Here is a 24479-nt window from a genome sequence, read left to right as displayed (position 1 = left end):
CTCATCCCCGGCGGACACGTCCGCCTGCGCTTCACCGACCCCACCGCCCACCACACCGCCGCCGACGCCCTGCCCGACGCCACCCGCGACGACGAGGCACTGACCCTGCAACTCCTCAGCGACGGCAGCCAGCGCGAACTACGTTCTCTCCTCGACCGGTTGGACTCGGCCGGCATCGAAGCGGACGAACTCACCGTCCACACCCCCGACCTCGACGACGTCTTCTTCGCCCTCACCGACACCACCGGCATCCCCACCCAGCCCGCCCCGTCGCAGCAGACCAACCCGTCCAAGGAGACCGTCCGATGAGTTCCCTCTCCCTCGCCGTGCGCGACTCCTCCACCATGCTGCGCCGCAACCTGCTGCACGCCCGCCGCTACCCGTCACTCACCCTGAACCTGCTGCTCACGCCGGTCATGCTGTTGCTGCTGTTCGTCTACATCTTCGGCGACACCATGAGCGCCGGCATCGGCGGCGCGAACCGTTCCGCCTACATCGCCTACATCGTCCCCGGCATCCTGCTCATGACCGTCGGCTCCACCGTCGTCGGCACCGCCGTCTCCGTCGCCACCGACATGAACGAGGGCATCATCGCCCGCTTCCGCACCATGGCGATCCATCGTGGGTCGGTGATCGTCGGACATGTCGTCGGCAGCGTGCTCCAGTCGCTTCTCAGCGTCGTCTTCGTGGGTGCCGTCGGCGTCGCCATGGGCTTCCGCTCCACCGATGCCACCGTCCTGGAATGGCTCGCCGCCTTCGGACTGCTGGCACTGTTCGCCTTGGCGCTCACCTGGATCGCGGTCGGCATGGGCCTGATCAGCCCGAACGCCGAGGCCGCCAGCAACAACGCGCTGCCGCTGATCCTGCTGCCGCTCCTGTCGAGTGCCTTCGTCCCCCTGCACACGATGCCCGGCTGGTTCCAGCCCATCGCCGAATACCAGCCCTTCACCCCCGCCATCGAAACCCTCCGGGGACTCCTCCTCGGCACCGAGATCGGCAACAACGCATGGATCGCCCTCGCCTGGTGCCTCGGCCTGGCGGTGCTCGGTTACCGCTGGTCGACCTCCAAGTTCAACGAGGACCCGAAGTAGGGGCAGCGGCCGGTGTCGCTTCGAGGCGGCGTACTCCGACACCACGTCGGCGTACGCCGCCCTCTCGGCGTTCGCTGTCCTCGCGCTCGTTCACCCGGTCTGTTCGTATCCGGTGAACATGCCGATCAGGCTGTGGGGTGTGTCGTCGCCGAACATGAGCTGGTGAAGGCGTACGGCTTCGATGGCTTCCGCGCTGCTGCGGGGGAACAGAGCCCGCTCGTACTCGGTGAGTGCGGCCTCGGTGTCGTCCGGGTGCGCGGCGAGGGCGTTGCCGAGTTCGGCACCGTCGTACATGGCCAGGTTGGCGCCTTCGCCGGACGGGATCATGAGGTGGGCGGCGTCACCGAGCAGGGTCACCCCCGGCACCCGGTCCCACCGGTGGCCCGTCGGCAGGGTGTTGAGGGTGCGCAGGACCGGTGCTGTCTCGCCGTCGGTGATCAGCGCGGTGAGTTCCGGTGCCCAGCCGTCGAACTCCCTCGCGACCCGGGCGGTTGCCGCTGCCGCGTCGGTGAAGTCGATGCCGGCGAGCCAGTCCTGCGGCTTGGAGAGCGCTACGTACGTGTGGAGGGTCCCGCCGCTCTCCCGGTGGGCCTGGATCCCCTTCCCCGGCGCGAGCGCCAACAGCGCCCCGCCGCCGACCGCCTTCGCGGTGGCCGGGTGGCGGGTGTCGGCGTCGAACAGGTAGGTCTCGACGAGTGACGTACCGACGTACTCGGGTACCGCGTCGGACAGCAGCGGCCGGACCCGCGACCACGCGCCGTCCGCGCCGACCAGCAGGCTCGTGGTGACGGTGGCGCCATCGGCGAAGATCACCTCGTGACGGCTGTCGCCGAGGGCGCGGACACCGCTGGCCTTGTGCCCCCACCGGACGGTGCCCGTCGGGAGTGAGTCGAGCAGCAGCTGCCGAAGTTCGCCGCGTTGCACCTCGGGGCGTCCGCCCGTGCCGTCGTCGGGATCGTCCAGCAGAACGGTCCCGTCCGGGGCGAGGACTCGTAGCGCCTCGCGGCCTTCCAGGATGAGGCCGCGGAACTCGTCCATCAGACCCGCCGCCCGCAGAGCCCGCTGGCCGTTGTGGTCGTGGATGTCGAGCATTCCGCCCTGTGCGCGGGCCGTCGGGGAGGACTCGGCCTCGTAGACCGTCGCCGGGATGCCATGGACGTGGAGGACGCGGGCGAGCGTCAGCCCTCCGAGCCCCGCGCCGATGATCGTGACCTCAGTGGTCATCGAGTTTCCCTCCTGATCGTGGAGCGCTGGGCGGACACCCGGCGGTTCTTGCGTGGAACGCCGTTCCAGTCGGCGAACCGCTGCCAGGGTGGAACGGTGTTCCATGCGTTGTCAAGCTGGAACGGTGTTCCACGGTCGTCTAGGGTGGGGTCATGGCAACCAGGACGCGTCGTCCGGAACGACGGCAGGAACCGCTCTCCCGCGAGCGCATCGTGGCCGCTGCCGTCGAACTCCTCGACACGGTGGGTGAGAGCGGCCTCACGTTCCGCGCGCTGGCCGAGCGCCTCGCGACCGGCCCCGGGGCCATCTACTGGCATATCGCGGGCAAGGCCGAACTCCTCGCTGCCGCCGCCGACGCTGTCGTCACCGCCGCCGTCACCGGCGACGACGACGGCTCGACTCCGCGGGAAGCGGTTCGCGCGCTGGCTCTCGGCGTGTTCGACGCGATCGAGGCCCACCCGTGGGTCGGCACGCATCTCGCCGGCACGCCCGAAGAGTCTCCGATGCTGCGGATCTTCGAAGGCATCGGGCGCCAGGTCCAGGCGCTCCGGGTGCCCGAGGCCGCCCAGTTCACCGCGGCGTCCGCGCTGCTGAACTACATTCTCGGAGTGGCGGGCCAGAACGCCGCCAACATCCGGACGATCCAAGCGGGCACAAACCGGACCGAGTACCTCGACGCCTTGGCGAGCGTGTGGGCGGAGCTCGACCCCGAGCGGTACGCGTTCACCCGTAACGTCGCCGGACAGCTGCGCGAGCACGACGACCGGGCCGAGTTCGTCGCCGGTATCGACCTCATCCTCGCCGGAATCGCCGGAACGACTGGAGCCGCGGGAACCGCGGGAATCACCGCTGGGCAGTGACCGATTGGCCGGCCGTCAGCGCGAGCGGTCAAGGTGGAGCGGTCAGTGCACCAGGGGGAGGAACACCGTGTCGACGATCTCCTCGAGGACGTGGTCGGGCACGGGGGCGAAGGTCGTGAGGATCTCGTGGCGCAGCAGGTCGAAGGGGAGTGACTTGATGCGTTCGGTGAGGACCTCCGGTTTGACCTCGCCGCGCTCGACGGCGCGACCGAAGAGCACGTCCAGAGCCTTCTTGCGCCCCGTGGCGAGAGGGTCGCGCAGGTCACCGGGGCTGGTGCCGGTCTCCTGGTGGTAGCCGGCCAGGTACACGTTCATGACGGTGATGAGTTGGACGCGAGTGGCGTTGATCTCCCGCATGAGGGTCAGGACGTCCTCCCTCAGGCTTCCCGTGTCGGGAGTGTCGAGGCGGCGCTCCGCCAGGATGTGCGTGATGACGGCACGGACGAGTTCGTCGCGGTCGGACCAGCGGCGATAGAGGACGGAGGGGCTGGTCCCCGCGCGCTGAACGACGGCGTCCATGGTGAACCTGGCGTAGCCGTTGTCGGTGAGTTCTCCCCAGGCCGCGTCGAGGAGCGCCTTCTCCAGTGCCGCTCCGCGGCGTCGCTCAGGCATCCGTGTCCCCTTAGATAGAGTTGCCTATCTTAGTTTAGCGCCCTACTCTGCCCTCCGTAAGATAGAACTCTGTATCTTAGGTGGTGTTCATGAGTACTCCCCATGAGACCGGAACCGCGACCGAGACCGGAATCGTGTCCGCGGCCGTCGTGCCCGACTCGCCCCGGTCGTTGCGTGAGGCGTGGGTGGCCTTGGCCGGACTGGCGTCAGTGTTTCTGTTCGAGATGCTGGACAACTCGATCCTGAATGTCGCGTTGCCCTCGATCGGCCGCGAGTTGCACGCCTCGACGATCGCGTTGCAGTGGGTGACGGGTGCGTACGCGGTCGTCTTCGGCGGGTTGATGCTGGCGTTCGGCGCGCTCGCCGACCGGTTCGGCAGGCGACGGGTCATGGTCGCCGGACTGGTCCTGCTCGGCGTGGCGAGCCTCGCGACCGCTTTCGTCACCACCGCGGAGCAACTGATCGCCGTCCGCGTGGCGATGGGGGTCGCGGCCGCCATGACGACTCCCGGATCGATGGCGCTGGCCTTCCGGCTGTTCGACGAGGACGCCCTGCGTGTTCGTGCCACAACCCTCATCACGACCGTGGGACTGGTCGGGCTCGCGATCGGCCCGACGGCGGGTGGTTTCATCCTCGCGATCGCGCCCTGGCAGGTACTGCTGCTGGTGAACGTGCCGATCGCCGTACTCGCGATCATCGGCGTGAGGGGAGGCATCCCCGGGGATGCCGCGGCCGACCTCCACCGTGATCCGGTGGACAGCGCGGGTGCGGTGCTGGCCACCGCGACGATCGTGCTCGCGCTCCTCGCGCCGACGCTGTTCGTGAACGACGGCGCCGGATCGTGGGCTCCGTGGGCCACCGTGACCGCCGCGGTCGTGACGGCGATTCTCTTCTTCCTCCGCGAACGTGCGGCGCGCCACCCGGTCCTCGATCTCCGACTCGTCGCTCACCCGCTCGTTTCGAGCGGTCTGGCGTTCAAGGCCGCGTCCGGGCTGGCGACCGCCGGCCTCGGTTACCTGGTGACCCTGCAACTGCAGCTCGACTGGGGGTGGTCGCCCGCACGCGCCGCCCTCGGCATGCTGCCGCAGGTCGTCGTCCTCATCGCGGGTGGCGCGGTCATCGGTCCGTTCGTACGACGGGTCGGTCTCGAGCGGGCCGCCTGGCTCAGTGCCTCGGCGGTCGTGCTCGGACTCGCCGTCTACGCTCTGCTGGGCAGGTTCGGATACGTGTGGGTCGCGGCCGCGCTGGTTCTCGTGGCGGCCGGGATGCGGGTGGTCGGCGTTGTCGCCGGGGTCAACGTGTTGCGTGGCCTGCCCGAGAATCGGACCACGATCGGCGCGGCCCTCGTCGACACCGCCACCGAGGTCACCTCCGGCGTCGGCGTCGCCGTCGGCGGCACCATCCTCGCGGCACTCTTCACCGGAAGCATCGCCACATCGAACTGGAGCACGCGACAGACCGCGCAGTTCCAGGAAGCGGTCACGCTCGCGGGCCTCGTACTCACGCTGGTGGCCGCCGCGCTCGTCGGCTGGGCGATCCTGCGCCTACGGAGCACCGTGGACGGCCGAGTGAGGAGCGCGCCCGGCGCCGAAGAGGTCGACGCGTAGGCCGGGATGCGCAGACCCGGTTCGGCGATGACTGCCCCGCGAGTGGCGGGGTCGGGAAAGGGGCAGGGGCGGACCGGGTGTCGTTCCTCAGGCGTCGCCCGCGCCGCGGTGGCCGTCCGGTGCGGGTCGGGTCTGTCCGTCGGGCAGGTAACTGGCCAGGCCTCGCAGGATGATCTCCAGGCCGATGTCGAACCTCTCGTCGGAGGAGTCCGTCACCATCAGCTCGGCCAGGGCCCTCAAGTGAGGGAAGTCCTCGGCGGGCAGGGAGGCGAAGTAGTTCTGCATCTCGCCGGCCATCTCGCGCCAGTCGGGGCGGGCCAGGGAGGAGCCCCCGCCGCTGTGCTCGACGGCCCGGTCCTGCCACATCCCCTCCTCCAGGACGAAGCCGTCGATGTAGGTGGAGATGAGGTCGCCGGCCTCCGCCGCGATACGGTCGGGCAGCCCGGCCGTCCGGAAGACGGCGAGCAACGCCTCCACGTGCGGCAGCAGTTCGGCGGTGAACGGCACGTGGGCCATGGAGATTCTGGCCATGTCCCGGTGGGTCAGCAGGCGTCGGCGTCCGGAGCGGGCGTAGTCGCGCACCTGTTCCTGCCACCGCTCCGGGTCGGGTTCGGGCATCGTGAAGCCGTCGAAGAGCCGGGTGTACATCAGCTCCAGCAGGTCGTCCTTGGAGCTGACGTGGGCGTAGAGGGCGGAGACCGTGACCCCCAGTTCGGCCGCCACCTGACGCATCGACAGCCCGTCGAGCCCCTGGCGGTCCAGTACGGCGAAGGCGGCCTCGACGACCCGTTCGCGTGACAGCGGTGTGCGTGCGGGGGAGACGCGGGTGCGGGCGGGGCGCTCGCGTTCCCAGGGGGACGGCGGAGGGGGTGCGGGGGTGCCGGCGGCCGCGTCGGTCATGAGGACAGTCTAGGCATCGGCCAGAACAGTGTTCACCTTGGCGAGCGCTGCCCCCACGCGACGGCAGACGCGATATATCTTGTCCGGGCGTCGAAGTTACGCTATATCTTAATGAACGCTGTTCTCTTGGTGAGCGGTGTTCTGCTAACGTGAACACTGTTCTCCTGGATGTCGGGGCGCCCGCCTCCCAGGTCCTTCGGGTCTTCCAGGGGCGGGTCGCCCGCGTCCTCCCGCGTCCTTCCGGCCGACAGGGCGGTCCCGTCCGTCCCTACCTCCGTCTGCCTGCCCGTTCGTCTGCCTCCCCGTTCATCTCTCTGCCTGTTCATCCGTTTTGCCGCGCCCGTGGGACACCTGCGCGCACGGCCGTTTCGCGAGGAGTTCTGATGTCCACCACCGGTGTCGCGTCCACCGAGACGCCCGCCGACTCGCCAGCGCCCTACCGGTGGCGCTGGGCTGCGCTCTTCGTGATCCTCGCGGCCGAGGTGATGGATCTCCTCGACGCCGTCGTCACGAACGTCGCCGGCCCCTCCATGCGGGCCGACCTCGGAGGCGGCGCCTCCACGCTCCAGTGGCTCGCCGCCGCCTACACCCTCTCGATGGCCGTCGGCCTCGTCACCGGAGGACGGCTCGGAGACATCCACGGACGCCGCCGGATGTTCCTCGTGGGGGCCGCCGGCTTCACGGTGGGCTCCCTGCTGTGCGCGGTGTCCGTGTCCCCCGAGATGCTGATCGCCTCGCGCGTCGTCCAGGGGCTGTTCGGCGCGGTGATGCTGCCTCAGGGCCTCGGCATGATCAAGGAGATGTTCCCGCCCAAGGAGTCGCAGAAGGCCTTCGGCATGTTCGGCCCCGTCATGGGACTGTCCGCCGTGTGCGGCCCGATCCTCGCGGGCTGGCTCGTGGACGCCGACTACTTCGGCACCGGCTGGCGGATGATCTTCCTGATCAACCTCCCGCTGGGCGCCGCCGCGCTCCTCGGCGCGGTGCGCTACCTGCCCAAGGGCCGGTCCGCGAGCAAGCCGCGCCTGGACATCCCCGGCATGCTCCTGGTCTCGCTGGCCGCGCTGCTCATCATCTTCCCGCTGGTCCAGGGCCGTGAGTACGACTGGCCCGTGTGGACCTTCGTGATGATGGCCGCCTCCGTCGCCGCCTTCGTCGCCTTCGCCGTCTACGAATCACGCCGAAGCAAGGCCGGCCGCGATCCACTGGTCGTCCCCAGCCTCTTCCGCAAGCGTGGCTTCAGCGGCGGTATGACCCTCGGACTGGTCTTCTTCTCGACCATGCAGGGCTTCATGCTGGTCTTCAACCTCTACACCCAGATCGGCCTCGGCTACTCGCCGCTCAAGGCCGGCCTGGTGATGGTTCCCTGGTCCGGAGGCATGATCGTCGGTTTCGGGATAGCCCAGGGCGTCGTCCGCTTCGGGCGGGCCGTCCTGCAGGCGGGCGCGCTGGTCATGGCGCTCGGTGTGTTCGGTGTGTGGCTGACCCTCGACATGGCCGGGGACGGCGTCGGCCCCTGGCAGCTCCTGCCGGCCCTGCTCGTCACCGGCATCGGAATGGGCCTGCTCATGGCGCCGTTCTTCGACATCGTGCTCGCCAGTGTCGAGGAGCACGAGACGGGCTCGGCCTCCGGCACCATGACCGCGGTCCAGCAACTGGGCGGCGCCTTCGGCGTGGCCATCCTCGGCACCGTGTTCTTCGGCCTGCTCGGTGGCGGCATCGCCACCGCCGTCGACCACCGTTCCGACGACCTGCGGAGCAGGCTGGCCGCCGCTGATGTCGCCCCTGCCGCCCAGCAGCGCATCGTGGCGGACCTGCGCACCTGCGCCGCCGACCGCGCCGTCGCCAAGGACCCGGCCGCCACTCCCGCATCCTGCGCCCGCCTGGAGAAGGACAGTCGCGCCGCGGTGACGTCGCCGCAGGCCGGCGCCCGCATACCCGCCATGCTGCGGGACACCGCGTCGTCGGCCTTCCGCGGCGGATTCGGCTCCGTCATGAAGACGCTGCTGTGGGTCGTCGACGGCATGCTCGCCCTGACCTTCCTGCTCGCCTTCCTCCTGCCGCGCCACGCCCGCCCCGGCGAGCCCGCCGGGCACTGATTCCCTTCCCTGCGCCGACGGCACCGGAGAACGGGCCGGCCCGGTCACCCGTGAACAGGGTGACCGGGCCGGCCCGTTCGTCCTCCACCCCCGTCGTCCTGGCCGCCCGACGACTCGGCGGCTGCACTGGGCGGCGTCATGCACCCACGACAGCAAGGAAGTTCGACGCCGTCGGCCACACGTCCCCGCTGACGGGACCTCATCAGCACGCGAGGAACCGGGCAGGTCACGGTGGCTGACACTGGCAGGGTGTGGTCGGGTGTCGAACGGCTGCCAATACTTGGGGCCATGGACAGAGGACGACAGCTGGGCGAGTTCCTGCAGACCCGCCGCGCGCAACTGCGACCGGAGGACGTCGGCCTGCGGGCGTTCGGCGAGCAGCGCCGGGTGCCGGGACTGCGGCGTGAGGAACTGGCACTGCTGGCCGGGGTCAGCGCCTCGTACTACTCCCGGCTGGAGCAGGGCCTGTCGTCCAACGCCTCCCCACAGGTACTGGACGCGCTCGCCCGGGCCCTGCGTCTGAACGATGCCGAGCGCCGGCACCTGCACGCCCTGGCCGACGGCGCGAAGGCGCGGCCGACCGGACGCCGACCCGCGCCGGAAAGGGCGAGCCAGGCGGTACGGCAGCTGATGGACACCTTGGCGGACGTGCCGGCCGTCGTCCTCGGCCTGCACAGCGATGTCCTGGCCTGGAACCGCGCCGGACACACGCTGTTCGCCGGACACCTGGACTTCGACGGCCCCGACCGCCGTGGGCGGCGGCCCAACATGGCTCGCCTGGTGTTCCTGGACGGACACACCCGCGAGTTGTACGAGGACTGGCCGGTCAAGGCGCGGGCCGTGGTCGGGACGCTGCGCCTGGCCTCAGGACGGTTCCCCGCCGACCCGGCGCTGGCCTCGCTGGTCGGCGAACTGTCGCTGAACAGCGCCGAGTTCGCGGCCCTGTGGGCCGACCACCGGGTCAAGGCCGACGACACGGCGGTCTACCGGATGCGCCACCCGCTGGTCGGTTCCATGACGGTCACCCAGCAGGCCCTGCGCACCGAACAGGACCAGCACGTCGTCATCGCGACCACCGAGGCCGGCTCGCCGTCGCGGGCGGCGGTGACACTCCTGGTCCACGCCATGGCCGACACCCGGGACCGCACCGAGCAGGCCGTCGAACAGGAATCCCGCGCCGTGCCGCTGTCCGAGTAGCGGCTCCGGCGACTCCCGCGACTCACGGCACCTGCGCCGCGCCCTTCTCCGACTTCCTGTTCCCCGTTCTTCCTGTTCCCGCCCCCCTTGTTCCCGCCCCCCGTTTCACCCGACCCCTGTTTTCCCAGCCCACGGCACGCGCGTCTTTCGCGTGCCCAAAAACAGATCAGGAATCGCTCATGAACGAGATCAAGCTCGGCGACGTCACCATCACCCGCGTCGAGGAGACACACGGCCCGATCATGCCTCCTGGGCAGTTCTTCCCGGACCTGCCCGAGCACGCCTGGGCCGATCACCAAGAGATGCTGGTGCCCGACCACTTGGGTGCCGACGACGGACTGGTCCGCACCGCCTTCCAGACCTGGCTGCTGCGCAGCGAAGGCAGGGTGATCCTGATCGACACCGGGATCGGCAACGACAAGACCCGCCCCGGTGCCACCTTCTGGGACCACCTGCGGCTGGGCTATCTCGACAACCTCGCGGCCGCCGGAGTACGGCCCGAGGACGTCGACCTCGTGGTCAACACCCACCTGCACGTCGACCACGTCGGCTGGAACACCCGCCTGACCGACGGCGTTTGGGTCCCGACCTTCCCGAACGCCACCTACCTCATGCCCAAGGCCGACTTCGAGCACTTCGACCCGGCGAACAACCCGGACATCGCCGGCAGCGTCAACGAGAACGTCTTCGAGGACAGCATCACCCCCGTGCACGCCGCGGGCCAGGTGAAACTGTGGGAGACGAGCCACGACATCGATACCCACCTGCGCCTGGAGGCCGCCCCCGGTCACACCCCCGGATCCAGCGTGATCAAGCTGACCTCCGGCAGCGACCGGGCCCTGTTCGCCGGTGACATCCTGCACACCCCGCTCCAGCTCGCCCACCCCGACCACAGCAGCTGCTTCTGCCAGGACCCCGACCAGGCCCGCGTCACGCGCCGCCGACTGCTCGGCTGGGCCGCCGACTCCCACGCCCTCGTCCTGCCCGCCCACTTCAGTGGCCACAGCGCCCTGGAGATCGAGGACACCGGCAGCACGTTCGCCATCAAGGGCTGGGCGCCGATCTCCCGGTACTGACGCCGCGACCTCAAGTCCCGCCGCCCCGGGCCACGGCCTTCGGGGCGGCGGCGTTCGCCCCCACGCCCCCGCCGGTCAGCTGACGCTTCACGGACGGTGGCACAGGCAGAGCCACATCCGGTTCACTGACGGTGGCCCAAGCAGAGCCACACCGCTTCACTGACGATGGCTCAAGCAGGGCACGCGTCCGCCTCACGGACGGCGGCTCATGCGGCGCTCACGTCACGTACGACGAGCGCCTCGGCGAACGGCTTGCCACTGCGCTGTGCGTGGGTCATCCGCTCACGCACCTCGCGCACCGTCCGGGGCCGGTACCCGGGTCCACCGCAGCAGCTCTTGTGGAAACCCACACCAGCGTTCAGCAGCACGGTGAGGGTCCGCCAGGCGGCCACGTCCCGTCGACGGGGTGTGGCGAACGCCGAACCCGCGTGCAGCATCGGCCGCGCACAGCGCGGACAGATCCGCTGCCTCGTCCGGTCGTACGGCTGCTTGTACGAGACTCGGCAGGGCAGACAGACGTAGGAGGTCTTGGCGTGGGCCATACGCCCAGCCTAGAGGTCACTTCGAAGCCGGCCAACGGTATTCCTGCTGCCAGAGGGCGGCAGGTCCGGGTGCGGGATGGCCTCTTCCGCCGGCGCGCTCAGTGGAGGACGTCGTAGGTCAGGTGCGTCGCTGTCGATGTCGGGATCACGTCCCGTCGTACCAGCGTGCGCGGCACTCCGCCGATGAACAGTGGGGTCCCGGCGCCCAGTACGACGGGCGCGAGGTGCAGTGTCAGCGTGTCGACCAGCCCGGCGTCGAGCGCCGAGCCGATCGTGGCACCGCCGCCCATGAGGACGACGTCGAGGTCCCTGCCGCTGTCCGACGACGCCGCCTCGGCGCGCCGGCGTGCGACGGTGACGGCGTCGGCGAGGCCGGTGGTGATGAACGTCCAGTCGAGGCCGGTCAGCCGCACCGACTTCGGCGGTGAGCTCGTCACGACGATGAACGCGGGCTTGCCGACCTCGCCCGCGCCGTAACCGGTGCTGTCGTCCCAGCCGTTGGGGCCGTCGACGATGTCGAAGAGACGGCGTCCGAGGACGACGGCGCCGGAGCGGACGGTCGCCTCGCGCAGGATCCGGCGGTCGTCGGGGTCGTCGGAGAACGCCCAGGTGTGCAGGGCCTTGCCGCCGGTGCCCAGACCGCTGTCCAGGCCGGGGCCGGGCCCGGTGACGAAGCCGTCGAGGGAGAGCGAGATGTCAGCGATGATTCGGGTCATGCCAGGGCAGACCCGATCCGCCGCCGAAACTCGTCGCTCGCGCGGGAAGGGCCCCCGGGCGTGAACCGACAGCACCGCGACGAGTGACGTGGGCATCCGCTTGAATGCGCACGTGACTGTCTACGACGTGGCCCTTCGGCTCCCCGCCATCGACGACCTGCGGAACCTGTGCCGTGCACTGGCGATGCTCGACGCGATCCTCAGCCCGGACTGGGAAGACCGGTACTACTCCATGAACGCCCGCTGGGCCGACGGCGAGGAGATGGCCTCGATGCGCGACGGGTCGGGAAACGCGTACTCCATCGTGTTCTCGGCAGCCGGAGCGTATGTGCGCGGCTTCGACCACGAATCGCCGATGAGTCCGTACGGCAACGAGCACGAGCCCTGGCCGGGAGTGGTCGACGAGGTCCCCGAGCTCTTCAGGTCCTTCGTCGAGGAGCCGGCGTTCACCGACGAGGACGGGGTACCGGTCGTGACGGCCTGCCTGTGGCGGGGAGCGACGGACGATCGGTGGCACCACGGGACGATCGAGTTCCCCGATCGCGCTGTCGATCCCGATGGGGCGGCGAGACTGTTCGAGCTGCTGGTCGACCGTTCGCCGGAAGCGTTCCAGCGCTTCGCCGAGGACTATTACGAGGTCCCCGTGAACCTGGAGGCGGTGAGACAGGTGTATGCCCTGCGGCCGTTGAGCCAGGAGCTCGTGTCATCGCTGAACCCCGAGGTCGGTCCGACCGAGCTGGCACGTGACATGTCCGAGATCGGCTATCCGCAACCGGAACTGGACGCCGAGTCGACCTGAACGCCGGTGGCGACCGGGGTGAAGCTGCCCCGGTGCCACCAGAACACCGAGCGGCTCAGCGGGCCCGGTGACTGCTCGAAGCCCGCGACGGCGAAGCGCGCCACGGCGTGCGGCGAGGGAGCCCTCCCGGTCGGCCGGACCGGTCGGCCTCGTACCGCTCAAGACGGTGTGGGGTGCGTCGTGGGCGTCAGTTCGGCGAGGAGGAGCGTCCGGTCGTCCGCGGTGCCGGCGCTCGGCAGTGTCTTGTGCAGCAGGCGCAGGCACAGTGATTCCAGGCTTTCCTGGCCCTCGGCGTCCGCGGGTGGGGCACCGTCCGTGCCGAGGAGGTCGGCGAGGCGGGCGATGCCCTGCTCGATGTCGGTGTCGCGGGATTCGACCAGACCATCGCTGTAGAGCAGCAGCAGTATCGGTTCGGGCACCTGGATCATGGTGGGTTCGTAGCTGCCCATGCCGAGTCCGAGGGGCAGGCCCGCGCTGGTGAGGGTGATCGGCCTGGCGTGTCCGTCCGCGGTGCGGATCAGCGGGGGAGGATGCCCGGCTCCGACGAAGGTGCAGAGCTGGTTGCGCGCGTCCCACTCGGCGTACATGCAGGTGGCGAAGGACGCGCCCGGTGTGTCACAGGCCAGCACGTCGAGCCGGCGCATCAGCTCGGCCGGCGTGATGTCCAATCCCGCGAGGGTGCGGACGGCGGTACGCAGCTGGATCATGGCGACGGCGGATTCCGGCCCGTGCCCCATGGCGTCCCCGACGATCAGGCTGACGCGGCCCTCGGATCGTGGCAGCACGTCGAACCAGTCACCGCCGATGATGTTGTCCTGCCCGGCCGGGAGATAGCCGTGGGCGATACGGCACCCGTCGAACCCCGGCGAGGTCGCGGGCAGCAGGCTCTGCCGGATGGCCAGCGCCATGCGGCGCTCGCGTTCGTAGCGCCGGGCGTTGTCCAGGGCTACGCAGGCCCGCGCCGCCAGCGACTCCACGGCCGCGGCGTCCTCGGGCAGGAAGGGCGCCCGGTCCGGACCTCGCGTGCAGGCGATGAAGCCGACGGCGGTGCCCCGCAGATGCAGCGGGACGACGAGGAAGGACGCCGTCCGCAGCAGGGCCTCCATCCGCGCGTCGTCGCCCCCCACGGTGCTGAGCCGTTCGGAGGTGTGGGCGTCGACCGAGTCGAGCAACTGCGTCGTCCGGGTGGCGACGCAGCGTGTGTACGGCGTTTCCCGGGGGAAGACGATCACTTCGCCGACGGGCAGCGTCCCCTCCCAGTCCTCGGGCGCGTCCGTCCCGATGCGCAGGGCCAGTCGTCGGGCCTCGATCTGGGCCGGATCCGCGGCGTGGTACGCGTTCTCCTCCAGCAGCCACCGCTCCAGCAGGTAGACCGATGCCGCGTCACAGAACCCCGGTGCCAGCGCCTGGACGACGTGGTTGCCGGTCAGACGCAGGTCGAGTTCCGAGCCGATGGCGTCGCCTGCGTCCGAGAAGACCGGCCGAAGGCTCGCGAGCGTGGCGGACGCGTCGTCCGCGTGGCTGTGTGCTTCGTTGCGCAGGGTGGTGCCTTCCACTGGCAGGAGCCTCATCGCGTGACATGGACATCACCTCACCACGCATGGTCGGCAACTATATGATGGGGCGTCAAGATCACTTCAGCGAGGGAGAGTTGTGGTGTCAGTCGGCGAAGGTCTGCCTCAGGGCGTCGACCCGGACAAAGCGAGCGTTGCCCGGATGTACGACGCGATGTTGGGAGGGCAGCACAATTTCGCCATAGACCGGGAGGCGGTGGCGGCCTTCACGGCCATCGACCCGCAGGTGCGTACCCTGGCGCGGGCCAATCGTGCCTTCCTCGGGCGGGCTGTGCGGTTCCTGGTCGATGCCGGGGTACGGCAGTTCATCGACCTCGGCTCGGGCATCCCGACCCAGGGCAACGTCCACGAGGTGGCCCAGGCCGTCTGCCCGGGAGCCCGGGTGGTCTACGTGGACAGTGACCCGGTCGCCGTGGCGCACAGCGCCGCCTTGCTGGCCGACAATCCGGACGCGGCCATCGTGGACGCCGACATCCGGCGCCCGGCGGATGTCCTGTCCTCTCCGGAGGTGCGCAAGCTGATCGACTTCGATCAGCCCGTGGCCGTACTGATGATCACGATCATGCACTTCATCGCGGCCGAGGAGAACCCCGCCGGCATCGTGGCCGCGTTCCGGGACGCCCTGCCCGAGGACAGCTGGCTGGCACTGACGCACGCGACGAACGAGGACCGCCCGGACACCGCCGCCGCGGTGGGGAAGCTGTACCGTTCCCGGGCCACCTCGCCGGTCACCGCGCGCTCCCACGGCGAGATCCTCGGCCTCTTCGACGGCTTCGACCTCGTGGATCCCGGCCTGGTCTACGTACCGCTGTGGCGCCCGGACCCGGACGACGACATCCCGCAGAACCCTTCGGAGTACTGGGTGTACGCGGGCGTCGGCCGCAAGCACCCGGCGGAGAGCGGCGCCGATCACTCATGAGGCCCGGTGGGCGCTTCCACGGGCCGCCTTGGAGCGCCGGACCGGCAGGTGCCGTCCCGGGGGCGATCACCACCACGCCACCAGGACGGCGAGCGCGCCGGCGACCAGAACGGCGAGCAGGATCAGGGACACGAGAGCGGCCCGTGGAAACGCGCTGAGTTCGGCGAAGACGCCGAGACCGGCCCCGTTCTGCCGCTCGGAGACGGTGCGGCGCCCCCGGAACACATGGACCCGTGCGGTGCTGGGGTCCAGGTCCATGGCGGTGGCGATGCTCGCGTAGTTCCAGTCGGCGACGATCCTGAGCAGCACCGCGTCACGCTGGGCGTCGGGCAGTCGGAGGATCTCACCCATCACCGCACCGGCCTCCGCGGCCCGTTGGGGATCCGGCACCGCCGAGGTGGACGTCCACCTCGGTACGCCCGACGCGGGCTCCAGTCCCGCGTGGTCGACGGGCGTGGAACGCCGGACATGAGCGGGCAGGTCCTGGCACTTCCGCGCCACGACCGTGTGGAGCCACCCCAGCGGATTGCCCAGGCGCTCGGTCATTGTGGGCCAGGTCACCAGGGCGGCGACGAAGGCCTGTTGGACGACGTCCTCCGCGTCGGCGGCCGACCGCGGGTGTCCTTGGCGCGCCAACTGCCGCCCGGCGAAGCGCAGGAGGTGCTCGCGATGCTCCCGGTAGAGGTCCTGGATCCGGTCGGCCCACTCGCCGGGGTCGTGGTCGGGCGTAGGTGTCGTCATCAGTTGTCCTGTTCCGTCTCGGTGGGGCGGGGCGAGCGGTCGCGGCGGACCTGTGCGCGCAGGACGTGCCACTGTGTGAACGTCTGTGCGAGGAGCAGCAGGATCTGTGCCATGGCGACGGCCAGATCGAGCCAGAGGTGTCCGGTCATTCGGCGTTCGGCCTTTCTGCGGGAGCCGTCCGCGCGGACGGCCGTACACCCCGTATGTGGGTCCGGCCGCCGTTTCGTTTACCGCCCGCGGCGATTTTCTCGGCGGCTGCTCAGGGCAGAAGGGCGAACCCCATGGCGAGCGCCGCGCACTGGAGGACGAGGACGACCACGCCGGCGGTCGGACGCTGCCCGTTGCGGCGGGCCGCGATGACGGCCCGGACGGCGAAGTAGACACCCAGTGGCGCGCAGCACGGGCCGGCGAGGATTCCCCGGACCGCCCAGCGCGAAGGACTGGGCCCGGCCGGATGGGCGGCCAGCCGCGCGGCCCGCTTCTCGGTCCGGCGTCCGTCCGGACGAGGAGGCGCCCCGAGGCGACGAGCCGCGGCCCGCCGCAGCAGTTCGGTCAGCACGAAGAAGCCCAGGAAGAACGGCAGGAACGGCATCATCTCGTCCACCTCCGCTCCGGCGGTGACCGCCGCGACCGGGATCACGGGCAGGAGATTCCACAGGACCAGGCCGGCGACGCTGCTGCGCCGTGCACCCCCGCGGTTGAGGTCGATGGCCGCCAGTTCGCGGTAGGTCGCGGTGACGCGGACCGCCCGGCGTCCGGTGGGCGGCCGGTCCGGCGGGCCCGGCCGGCACGCGGTCCGCTCGAAGAGGGCGTCGACCACCGCTCGCGCCTCGGACCCCCGGTGCAGCGCGTCCACCGCATCGGGCCCGTGCTGACGTCGGCGTAGGCGTCGGCGTTTGCGCCAGCCGAACTCCTCCATCCGCAGCCAGGTGCCGTCCTTGAGGAACAGGTCGGTGCCCGCTTCGGCGGGCCGCAGGGGCCGGGTGGCGGCGACTTGGCGGAACGGGATGAACAGGCCGGTCTCCGCGGGGCCGTGCACGGCGCTCTCCAGCCGGGCGGCGAGCCGGTGGCCGAACGTGTCCCAGGCCATGTCGTGCGGGTTCGCCGGCAGGAAGTGCAGGCCGGAGGTGCGCACCAGCAGGTCGTACGGCTGGTTGTTGAGGCGGACCGCGAGCGCGCCGACCAGTGCGGCCGCGTCGTCCGCCCCGGCGCCGGCACCCGGTGAGGGGCGTCCCTGTCGCTCGTCGACGCCCAGAGCCCGCAGCCGGTCCCGCGCCGACCGTACGAGGAGGGGATCCGCCCGGCCCTCCGCCACGACCGGGGAGACGTCCGGAAGGCCGATGTCCGGGCACGCACCGCGTACCGGGTCCGGTCGCCAGCGCGCGGCGCCGGAGGCGACCGCGGCCAGTGCGACAGCGTCCTGGAGCGCCTGGCGCAGCCGGTCCGTGCCGCCGTTCGCGGCGGCGGCCGGTCCGGGTCCGGCTCCGGGTCCGGGGAGGATGTGGTCGCGCAGCAGCAGTACGGCGAGCCGGTCCGCGTCACCGGCGGCCAACAGTTCCCAGACGTGGGGCAGTCCGGCCTCCGGACGGCCGTGGATCTCGGCGGCGGCCCGGTAGAGGGCGTCCGCGTTGTCCTGGCGGCGTCCGACGGCGACGGCGGTCGCGTGCGCGTCGAACGGCTCGCGCGCGACGTCCGGTGCGGGGAACACCGCCGCGTCCAGCAGGCCGGAGTCCTCAAGTCCCGGCACCAGGTCCCAGGACCGGTCGACGGCCGGCCGCGGGACGTCGGGTGCGGCGGTGTCGGCGGGCGGGGTGAAGGACAGGAGCGCCACGATCCTGTCGGCCAACGGCGGGTGCGTGTCCCATACGGCGCGTCGGTGCGCGGAGGGCACGGCGGCGGGTCCGCAACCGCCCGCCGCGAGGAACCGGCCGAAAGCCGGGAGGATGCCGGCCGGTGCGCGTCCTGTGCGCGCCGGGTCGATGTGGTCGCCGACGAAGCGTTCCCAGTCGGCCGCGGCCGTGTGCACGGCCTCGATGGCGGCGGCCGCGGTACCGGGGTCGGTGATCCACGCGGCGCAGCGGTCGGCGAGCAACTCCTGGCGTTGCAGCACCGTGGAGGAGACCAGCGCGTACAGGTGGAGACAGCCCTGGAGGACCAGCCGGTGGGGGGCTCCCGGCGGGACGGAGTCGACGACCCGGGCCAGCAGGTCCCGTCCACCGTAGGTGATCACCGCCAGCCGTGTGTCCAGGTGGGAGAAGTGGGCCAACTCGTGTGCCAGGACGGCCGTGAGGCTCGGTACCGGCAAGGCGGTGAGCAGCGGCGCCCCGACGCACAGGGAGCGTCTGCCGCGGATGAGCCCGAGCGCCCGCGGCTGTTCCACGACGTACGCGTTGGCTTCGGCCGTCACGCGGATCTCGTGCGGCCGGCGCGAGCCCACCGCGGCGGCCACGCGGGCCACGTGGTCCCACAAGAGGGGAGCCTCGGCAGGGGTGACGAGGACACCCCGCACCGGTCGTCTCCGGCCGACGACGCCACGCGTCACCGCCGCGAGCGTTCCCGCCGCCAGGGCGAGTGCCAGCGCGGCGAGCTTCACCGTGGCGATGTTGACGCCCTCGGTCGAGATCAGTACGGCACCGGCGGCCAGGACGAGCACCAGCACCCAGGGCACCACGTACACACAGCCGAGCAGGGCCAGCGCCGTCCCCGTGCGTACGGCCAGCCACAGACCTCCGCGACCTCGTGTGCCTCTGCGCATGGCGGGTCCCCCTCCCGTGACGGCAGTGACGAAGATTCTGGCAAGGCCACCGGGCGCGAGGTACGGAAAGGAACAATGTGGTCAGGTGCGAAAGCAACCCAGCGAAGTGCCGCCGATAGCGTGGCCGGAAGGATCGTCGGGTTGTCGACCGCCATCGATATGGCTCCGACCGTGCGCCCCGGCCGGGGTCGGTCGCCGACCGTGTGTGCGCGGTCGCTGTGCCCGGCCGCCGGGAGGCGAAGGCCACGGGCCGACCAGGCACGGGGCTGTCCGGGCGGTTCTCCCGAACTGCGACAGGCTTTACACGGATTTATGGTGATTAGGGCATCTTGTGAGGATGGGGATCCGAGGAGGCGGTTCCGGGTTCGTGTCCCCATCGCCGGGGAGCCGAGCCGCCGCCCGGGTGCGGACTCATGGGCGATGCCACCAAGCCATTTCCTCCGTGCTTGAGGGAGATCGCCATGAGCGACGCCAATGGTCTGCCGACGCCCTCCGGGCCGTACCTCGACGAAGGGCTGTTGCCCGCCGACTTCTACGCGTACGAAGAACTGCTCCCGGACCGGGAGCGGCAGCAGATCGAGACCATTCGCACGTTCCTGCGGACCAAGGTCGACCCGATCGTCGACGACTACTGGGCCCGGGCCGAGTTCCCCTTCGAACTCGTCGAGGGCTTCGGAACGCTCGGTCTCGTGGACTGGGCCGACCCGGAGTCCACGGAGCCCAAGCCGAGCAATCTCCTGTCGGGCTTCATCGCCCTCGAACTCGGCCACGCCGACGCCTCCATGGCGACCTTCTCCGGTGTGCACACCGGGCTGGCCATGGGCACGATCCTCGGCTGCGGTTCCGACGAGCAGAAGCGGCGCTGGCTGCCGGAGATGAGCCGCTTCGAGAAGATCGGTGCCTTCGCGCTGACCGAGCCGCACGGCGGATCCGACGTGGCCGGCGGCCTGCGCACGACCGCGCGCCGCGACGGCGACCACTGGATCCTGAACGGCGCCAAGCGGTGGATCGGCAACGCGACGTTCGCCGACCTGGTGGTGGTCTGGGCACGCGACGTCGACACCAAGCACGTCCTCGGCTTCGTCGTCGAGAAGGACACGCCAGGGTTCACCGCGACGAAGATCGAGCACAAGATGGCGCTGCGGATCGTGCAGAACGCCGACATCGTGCTGGAGGACTGCCGCGTCCCGGAGGCCAACAGGCTGCAGAACGCCAACTCGTTCAAGGACACCGCCAACATCCTGCGCCAGACGCGCAGTGGTGTGGCGTGGCAGGCGGTGGGCGTCATGTTCGGCGCCTACGAGATCGCGTTGCAGTACTCGAAGGACCGCGAGCAGTTCGGGCGTCCGATCGGCGGCTTCCAGCTCGTACAGGATCTCCTGGTGAAGATGCTGGGCAATGCCACGGCCTCGTGCGGGATGGTGACGCGCCTGGCCCAGTTGCAGGACGCCGGGATCTTCCGCGACGAGCAGTCCGCTTTGGCGAAGGCGTACTGCACCGTGCGGATGCGGGAGAACGTCGGATGGGCGCGTGAACTCCTCGCCGGCAACGGCATCGTCCTGGACTACAAGGTGGGCCGTTTCGTCGCCGACTCCGAAGCGCTGTACTCGTACGAGGGCACGCGGGAGATCCAGACGCTCATCGTCGGACGAGCCGTCACCGGCGGCCTCAGCGCCTTCGTGAAGTGATGACGATGACCACCGAATCCGTCTTCACCGGGCTGAAGGTGCTCGACGCGTCGACCTTCATCGCGGCGCCTGCCGCGGCGACGATCCTCTCCGACTTCGGAGCGGACGTCATCAAGATCGAGCCGCCGGGAGCGGGCGACCCGCAGCGGCGGCTGAGTTCCGTGCCGCCGAGCCCCCACGCGGAGGCCAACTACAGCTGGCACCTGGCCAATCGGAACAAGCGCGGCATGGTGATCGACCTCAAGTCCCCCGACGCCCCGAAGGTCCTCAAACGCCTCGTCGAGTGGGCCGACGTCGTGATCACCAACTTCCCGCACGGCACCCGAGAGAAGCTGCACCTCGGCTACGAGGAGGTCTCGGGCTGGAACCCGAAGGTCGTCTACGCGGACATCACCGGCTTCGGCGACGCCGGCCCCGACGCGCGGCAGCCGGGATTCGACCTGACCGCCGCCTGGTCGCGCAGCGGGCTGCTGGCCTCGACCCGTGACGCGGGAGCCCCGCCGACGGTCCCGGTGTGGGGGAGTGGTGACTACATGTCCGCGATCGCGATCTACGCCGCGATCGTGACCGCCCTCTATCACCGAGAACGGACGGGCCAGGGGGCCAGCGTCGGGACATCGCTGCTGGCCGCGGGTGTCTGGGCGACGGGGACGCTGGTGGCCGGTGCGCTCGCCGACGGCACGCCGTTCGAGCTGCACGACCGCAAGGCGCCGGCGAATCCGCTGATCAACCCCTATCAGACCGCCGACGACGAGTGGTTCATGCTGGTCGCCTCGCCGCCGCACTGGCAGGGACTGGTCCGGGCCATCGAGCGCCCCGAACTGCTGGAGGACCCGCGGTTCGCGGCGGTCGAGGGCTTCGTCACACACTCGGACGTGCTGACGGAACTGCTCGACACCACGTTCCGCTCGCAGCCCTTCGCCCACTGGAAGGACGCCCTGGAGCGCGAACGCATCACCTTCAGCCGGATCCAGACGCCCGAAGAGGCCGCCAGGGATCCGCAGTTGCGCGCGAACGACATCGTCGTGCCGATCGAAGGGGTCAGCGGGCTGGAGTACACCGTCAACAGCCCGGTCAACCTGCGGGGCATCGCGAAGGTCCCGGCCAAGCGGGCCCCTGACCTGGGCGAGCACAACGACGAGATCCTCGCCGAGCTGGGCATCGGCCCCGACGAGATCGCCGAACTGCGCGCACAGGGAGTGATCCCGAACCGGACCGACGGCGAGGCGTCATGAGTACGGCGCCCGGAGCCGACCTGGTGCTCCAGGAGCGGCGCGGGTCTGTGCTGACGATCACGATCAACCGGCCGGCGCAGAAGAACGCCGTCAACCACACGGTCGCGGTCCAGCTCGCGGCGGCCATGGATCTCCTCGACGCGGACCCGGAGCTGTCCGTCGGCGTACTGACGGGCGCGGGCGGGGTGTTCAGCGCCGGCATGGATCTGAAGGCGTTCGCCAAGGGTGAGCTGCCGGTGCTGCCCGGCCGGGGCTTCGGCGGTTTCACCCGCGCCGAGGTGCGCAAGCCGCTGATCGCCGCGGTCGAGGGCTGGGCACTCGGCGGCGGCTTCGAGATGGTCCTCGCCTGCGATCTGATCGTCGCCGCGGAGGACGCCCGGTTCGGTCTCCCCGAGGTCACCCGTGGTCTCGTGGCGGCCGAGGGCGGCCTGATCAGGCTGCCGCGCAGCCTTCCCCAGCACGTTGCCGCGCGCGTACTGCTCACCGGGGAGCCGCTGACCGCGGCGGAGGGAAAACAGTTCGGGCTGGTCAACGAACTGGCCCCGCCCGGCACGGCGCTGGACGCCGCGCGGGAGCTGGCGGGGCGGGTCGCACGCAACGCGCCGCTGGCACTGGGAGCCGTCAAGGATGTCCTGCGCGCGACGCAGACCCTGAGCCTGAGCGACGCGTTCGCCCGCCAGGACGAGCTCACCAGCGGACTCGCCACCAGTGAAGACGCGAGGGAAGGCGTTCTGGCGTTCGCCGAGAAGCGTGCGCCTGTCTGGCACGGCCGCTGAGCCGCCCCCGGCAGCCCCTCGCATCGGCCGTGACGACTCCCAGGACCAGGACCAGGACCGGGACGAGGACCAGGACGAGGGGCAGGACAAGGACGAGGAGCAGGGGCAGAAGCAGGACCAGGATCAGGAGCAGTGATCATGATGACGCGCAGGCCTGTCCACCGTGTGGCGATCGTCGGTACCGGGACCATCGGTGCGAGTTGGGCGACGCACTATCTTGTCCGGGGCTTCGACGTCACGGCCACCGACCCCGCTTCCACCGCGGAGGCGGCGCTGCGTTCGTACGTGGCCGCCGCCTGGGACACGGCCGCCTCGATCGGCCTCGTACCGGGCGCCTCGCCCGAGCGCCTGACCTTCACGTCCGATGTGGCTCAGGCCGTCGGCGACGCCGATTTCGTGCAGGAGAACGCGCCTGAGCGCCCGGAACTGAAGCTCAAGCTGTTCGCGGAGATCGACGACGCCTCGCCACCGGACACGATCCTCGCGTCCAGTTCCTCGGGCATCACGATGAGCCAGATCCAGGCCGAATGCCGCCGTCCGGAGCGGACCGTCATCGGTCATCCCTTCAACCCGCCGCATGTCATCCCTCTCGTCGAGGTGGTCGGCGGGACCAGGACGTCCGCGGAGACGATCAGGGACACCATGGCGTTCTACGAGGAGATCGGGAAGAAGCCCGTTCTGCTCAAGAAGGAGCTTCCCGGGCACGTCGCCAACCGGATCCAGGCCGCGCTGTACCGCGAGGTCGTCCACCTGATCCAGGAGGGAGTGCTCGACGTGGCCGACTCCGACGACGTCGTCTCGTGGGGGCCGGGGCTGCGCTGGGGTGTGATGGGTCCGAATCTGCTCTGGCACCTCGGCGGCGGGGCGGGGGGCATCGAGCACTTCATGGACACCCTCATGCCGAGGATGGCGGAGTCCTGGCAGGGCCTGGGCACGCCCGAGTTCACGCCCGAACTCAAGGAGACGATCGTGGCCGGCGTCCTGAGTGAGGCCGACGGCCGCTCCATCGACGAATTGGCCGCCTGGCGGGACACGATGCTCTCGGCGCTCCTGGCCGTGCGCGCCCAGGACGACGCGTCCGGACCGCCGCGCGCGGCGGGCGAGCGTGAGGGGGAGACGCCGTGACGGCTCACCAGGAGAGACTGTTCGCGCTGGAGGCCAGCGGCGGGGGCCGCCTGTTCTCCGTGAACCCCGACGGCTCGGACAAGACGGTCATCGTCACCGGGTGCCGGATCCCCGACGGGATCGCCGTGGATGTCGAGTCCGGACACATCTACTGGACGAACATGGGCGTTCCCTCGGAGAACGACGGATCCATCGAGCGCGTCGACCTGGACGGCGGCCACCGGACGACCGTCGTCCCGAGCGGCGTCACGTACACGCCGAAGCAACTCCACCTGGAAGCCACGCAGCGGAAGCTGTACTGGGGCGACCGTGAGGGGATGCGCGTGATGCGCTGCGACCTGGACGGTACGAACGTGGAGACCCTCGTGCGGACGGGTCAGGGTGAGCAGGACAGGCGGGACGAGACGACATGGTGCGTGGGGGTCGCCGTCGACGTGGCCGCCGGGCACCTCTACTGGACGCAGAAGGGCCCCAGTGACGCGGGACTCGGAAAGATCATGCGGGCCGGTCTCGACCTGCCTCCGGGGGAGGACGTCGGCGAACGCGGCGACGTCGAGGTGCTCTTCGACGACCTGCCGGAACCCATCGACCTGGAATTCGACCCCGGGCAGCGCATGCTGTACTGGACGGACCGAGGCGACCCGCCGCGGGGCAACACCGCGAACCGCGCGCCGGTGGACCCGCCGGGCGGCAGGCGCACGCCCGAGATCCTTTTGAACCATCTGATGGAAGGCATCGGTCTCGCGCTCGATCCGGAAGGCGAGCGCATCTACGTGACCGACCTCGGCGGCAGCGTCTACGCGGCCGGTCTCGACGGGGCCGACGCGAAGGAGATCCTCGTCGCGCAGGGAAACCTCACCGGCATCGTCCACACCGTGCTGCCGACCTGAAGGCGTGCCTCTCGCTTCCCCGGCCTCCATCCACGTGCCGGTCGTGCAATGCTGTC

At 70.3% G+C, this 24479-nt stretch carries 23 protein-coding genes and 1 pseudogene; 15 read left to right on the top strand and 9 right to left on the bottom strand.

The genetic code is table 11. The features are described from left to right. Positions 1 to 309, top strand: a pseudogene (locus tag ACWCQK_RS32220) (ABC transporter); the annotation flags it as partial. Then, positions 306 to 1091: an ABC transporter permease gene (locus ACWCQK_RS32215; RefSeq protein ID WP_451161034.1), complete on the top strand. Its 786-nt coding sequence runs from the start codon at positions 306 to 308 to the stop codon at positions 1089 to 1091. The pseudogene ACWCQK_RS32220 and the gene ACWCQK_RS32215, both read left to right, overlap by 4 nt. 90 nt (positions 1092 to 1181) lie before the next feature. Here ACWCQK_RS32215 and ACWCQK_RS32210 read toward each other — a convergent pair whose 3' ends face one another. After that, positions 1182 to 2315 carry an FAD-dependent oxidoreductase gene (locus ACWCQK_RS32210; protein WP_451161032.1) on the bottom strand — a complete coding sequence of 378 codons (1134 nt, stop codon included), beginning with the start codon at positions 2313 to 2315 and terminating at the stop codon, positions 1182 to 1184. A 152-nt stretch (positions 2316 to 2467) separates the two neighbouring features. Here ACWCQK_RS32210 and ACWCQK_RS32205 point away from each other — a divergent pair, with 152 nt between their 5' ends. After that, a complete protein-coding gene (locus ACWCQK_RS32205; protein ID WP_451161030.1) occupies positions 2468 to 3175 on the top strand; it encodes a TetR/AcrR family transcriptional regulator in 708 nt (235 codons plus the stop codon). Positions 3176 to 3217: 42 nt separating this feature from the next. On the opposite strand, the gene ACWCQK_RS32200 is transcribed toward ACWCQK_RS32205, so the two are convergent. Then, positions 3218 to 3787: a TetR/AcrR family transcriptional regulator gene (locus ACWCQK_RS32200; RefSeq protein WP_451161028.1), complete on the bottom strand. Its 570-nt coding sequence runs from the start codon at positions 3785 to 3787 to the stop codon at positions 3218 to 3220. A gap of 89 nt (positions 3788 to 3876) precedes the next feature. Here ACWCQK_RS32200 and ACWCQK_RS32195 point away from each other — a divergent pair, with 89 nt between their 5' ends. After that, a complete protein-coding gene (locus tag ACWCQK_RS32195; RefSeq protein WP_451161026.1) occupies positions 3877 to 5394 on the top strand; it encodes an MFS transporter in 1518 nt (505 codons plus the stop codon). 87 nt (positions 5395 to 5481) lie between these two features. On the opposite strand, the gene ACWCQK_RS32190 is transcribed toward ACWCQK_RS32195, so the two are convergent. Next, positions 5482 to 6294 carry a TetR/AcrR family transcriptional regulator gene (locus ACWCQK_RS32190; RefSeq protein WP_451161024.1) on the bottom strand — a complete coding sequence of 271 codons (813 nt, stop codon included), beginning with the start codon at positions 6292 to 6294 and terminating at the stop codon, positions 5482 to 5484. Between the two features lie 383 nt (positions 6295 to 6677). Here ACWCQK_RS32190 and ACWCQK_RS32185 point away from each other — a divergent pair, with 383 nt between their 5' ends. From ACWCQK_RS32185 to ACWCQK_RS32175, 3 genes are all read left to right on the top strand, one after another. After that, complete coding sequence (locus tag ACWCQK_RS32185) at positions 6678 to 8390, top strand: MFS transporter (protein ID WP_451161022.1); 1713 nt, start codon at positions 6678 to 6680, stop codon at positions 8388 to 8390. A gap of 288 nt (positions 8391 to 8678) precedes the next feature. Continuing rightward, on the top strand, positions 8679 to 9587 hold the full coding sequence (locus ACWCQK_RS32180; protein WP_451161020.1) for a helix-turn-helix domain-containing protein: 909 nt from the start codon (positions 8679 to 8681) through the stop codon (positions 9585 to 9587). A gap of 179 nt (positions 9588 to 9766) precedes the next feature. Beyond that, on the top strand, positions 9767 to 10663 hold the full coding sequence (locus ACWCQK_RS32175) for an MBL fold metallo-hydrolase (RefSeq protein ID WP_451161018.1): 897 nt from the start codon (positions 9767 to 9769) through the stop codon (positions 10661 to 10663). A 206-nt stretch (positions 10664 to 10869) separates the two neighbouring features. Here ACWCQK_RS32175 and ACWCQK_RS32170 read toward each other — a convergent pair whose 3' ends face one another. Next, on the bottom strand, positions 10870 to 11205 hold the full coding sequence (locus ACWCQK_RS32170) for a deoxyxylulose-5-phosphate synthase (RefSeq protein ID WP_451161016.1): 336 nt from the start codon (positions 11203 to 11205) through the stop codon (positions 10870 to 10872). A gap of 98 nt (positions 11206 to 11303) precedes the next feature. Beyond that, entirely contained in the window at positions 11304 to 11921 is a 618-nt protein-coding gene (locus ACWCQK_RS32165; protein WP_451161014.1) for a dihydrofolate reductase family protein, read from the bottom strand. 112 nt (positions 11922 to 12033) lie between these two features. On the opposite strand from ACWCQK_RS32165, the gene ACWCQK_RS32160 reads away from it, so the two are divergent. Beyond that, positions 12034 to 12720 (top strand): hypothetical protein, encoded by a 687-nt coding sequence (locus tag ACWCQK_RS32160; protein WP_451161012.1) that lies wholly within the window; start codon positions 12034 to 12036, stop codon positions 12718 to 12720. 158 nt (positions 12721 to 12878) lie between these two features. Here the strand turns inward: ACWCQK_RS32160 and ACWCQK_RS32155 are convergent, their stop codons facing one another. After that, the gene (locus ACWCQK_RS32155) at positions 12879 to 14276 is read right to left on the bottom strand and encodes a PP2C family protein-serine/threonine phosphatase (RefSeq protein WP_451161010.1); all 1398 of its coding nucleotides are present in this window, start codon (positions 14274 to 14276) and stop codon (positions 12879 to 12881) included. A 100-nt stretch (positions 14277 to 14376) separates the two neighbouring features. Between ACWCQK_RS32155 and ACWCQK_RS32150 the strand changes: the two genes are divergently transcribed. Continuing rightward, the gene (locus ACWCQK_RS32150; protein WP_451161008.1) at positions 14377 to 15213 is read left to right on the top strand and encodes an SAM-dependent methyltransferase; all 837 of its coding nucleotides are present in this window, start codon (positions 14377 to 14379) and stop codon (positions 15211 to 15213) included. A 66-nt stretch (positions 15214 to 15279) separates the two neighbouring features. Here ACWCQK_RS32150 and ACWCQK_RS32145 read toward each other — a convergent pair whose 3' ends face one another. From ACWCQK_RS32145 to ACWCQK_RS32135, 3 genes are all read right to left on the bottom strand, one after another. Further along, positions 15280 to 15954 carry an RNA polymerase sigma factor gene (locus ACWCQK_RS32145; protein WP_451161007.1) on the bottom strand — a complete coding sequence of 225 codons (675 nt, stop codon included), beginning with the start codon at positions 15952 to 15954 and terminating at the stop codon, positions 15280 to 15282. Next, a complete protein-coding gene (locus ACWCQK_RS32140; RefSeq protein ID WP_451161005.1) occupies positions 15954 to 16103 on the bottom strand; it encodes a hypothetical protein in 150 nt (49 codons plus the stop codon). The genes ACWCQK_RS32145 and ACWCQK_RS32140 overlap by 1 nt, the downstream gene beginning before the upstream one ends. A gap of 110 nt (positions 16104 to 16213) precedes the next feature. Then, entirely contained in the window at positions 16214 to 18709 is a 2496-nt protein-coding gene (locus ACWCQK_RS32135) for a M48 family metalloprotease (protein ID WP_451161003.1), read from the bottom strand. A 461-nt stretch (positions 18710 to 19170) separates the two neighbouring features. On the opposite strand from ACWCQK_RS32135, the gene ACWCQK_RS32130 reads away from it, so the two are divergent. Genes ACWCQK_RS32130 through ACWCQK_RS32105 form a run of 6 tightly spaced genes read left to right on the top strand, consistent with a single transcriptional unit; the run spans position 19171 to position 24423 of the window. After that, a complete protein-coding gene (locus tag ACWCQK_RS32130; RefSeq protein ID WP_451161001.1) occupies positions 19171 to 20397 on the top strand; it encodes an acyl-CoA dehydrogenase family protein in 1227 nt (408 codons plus the stop codon). A gap of 5 nt (positions 20398 to 20402) precedes the next feature. Further along, positions 20403 to 21632 carry a CaiB/BaiF CoA transferase family protein gene (locus tag ACWCQK_RS32125; RefSeq protein ID WP_451161000.1) on the top strand — a complete coding sequence of 410 codons (1230 nt, stop codon included), beginning with the start codon at positions 20403 to 20405 and terminating at the stop codon, positions 21630 to 21632. After that, positions 21629 to 22408 (top strand): crotonase/enoyl-CoA hydratase family protein, encoded by a 780-nt coding sequence (locus tag ACWCQK_RS32120; RefSeq protein WP_451160998.1) that lies wholly within the window; start codon positions 21629 to 21631, stop codon positions 22406 to 22408. Before ACWCQK_RS32125 ends, ACWCQK_RS32120 begins: the two co-directional genes overlap by 4 nt. Then, on the top strand, positions 22383 to 22544 hold the full coding sequence (locus tag ACWCQK_RS32115) for a hypothetical protein (protein ID WP_451160996.1): 162 nt from the start codon (positions 22383 to 22385) through the stop codon (positions 22542 to 22544). The genes ACWCQK_RS32120 and ACWCQK_RS32115 overlap by 26 nt, the downstream gene beginning before the upstream one ends. Positions 22545 to 22549: 5 nt before the next feature. Further along, the gene (locus ACWCQK_RS32110) at positions 22550 to 23533 is read left to right on the top strand and encodes a 3-hydroxyacyl-CoA dehydrogenase NAD-binding domain-containing protein (RefSeq protein WP_451160994.1); all 984 of its coding nucleotides are present in this window, start codon (positions 22550 to 22552) and stop codon (positions 23531 to 23533) included. Continuing rightward, positions 23530 to 24423: a 3-hydroxyacyl-CoA dehydrogenase gene (locus ACWCQK_RS32105; RefSeq protein WP_451160992.1), complete on the top strand. Its 894-nt coding sequence runs from the start codon at positions 23530 to 23532 to the stop codon at positions 24421 to 24423. The genes ACWCQK_RS32110 and ACWCQK_RS32105 overlap by 4 nt, the downstream gene beginning before the upstream one ends. Positions 24424 to 24479: the final 56 nt, after the last annotated feature.

Source organism: Streptomyces sp. NPDC002306 (genome assembly GCF_053593435.1).
Note: the sequence above shows the minus strand (reverse complement) of the source record. Positions and strands in the feature narration are given on the sequence as shown.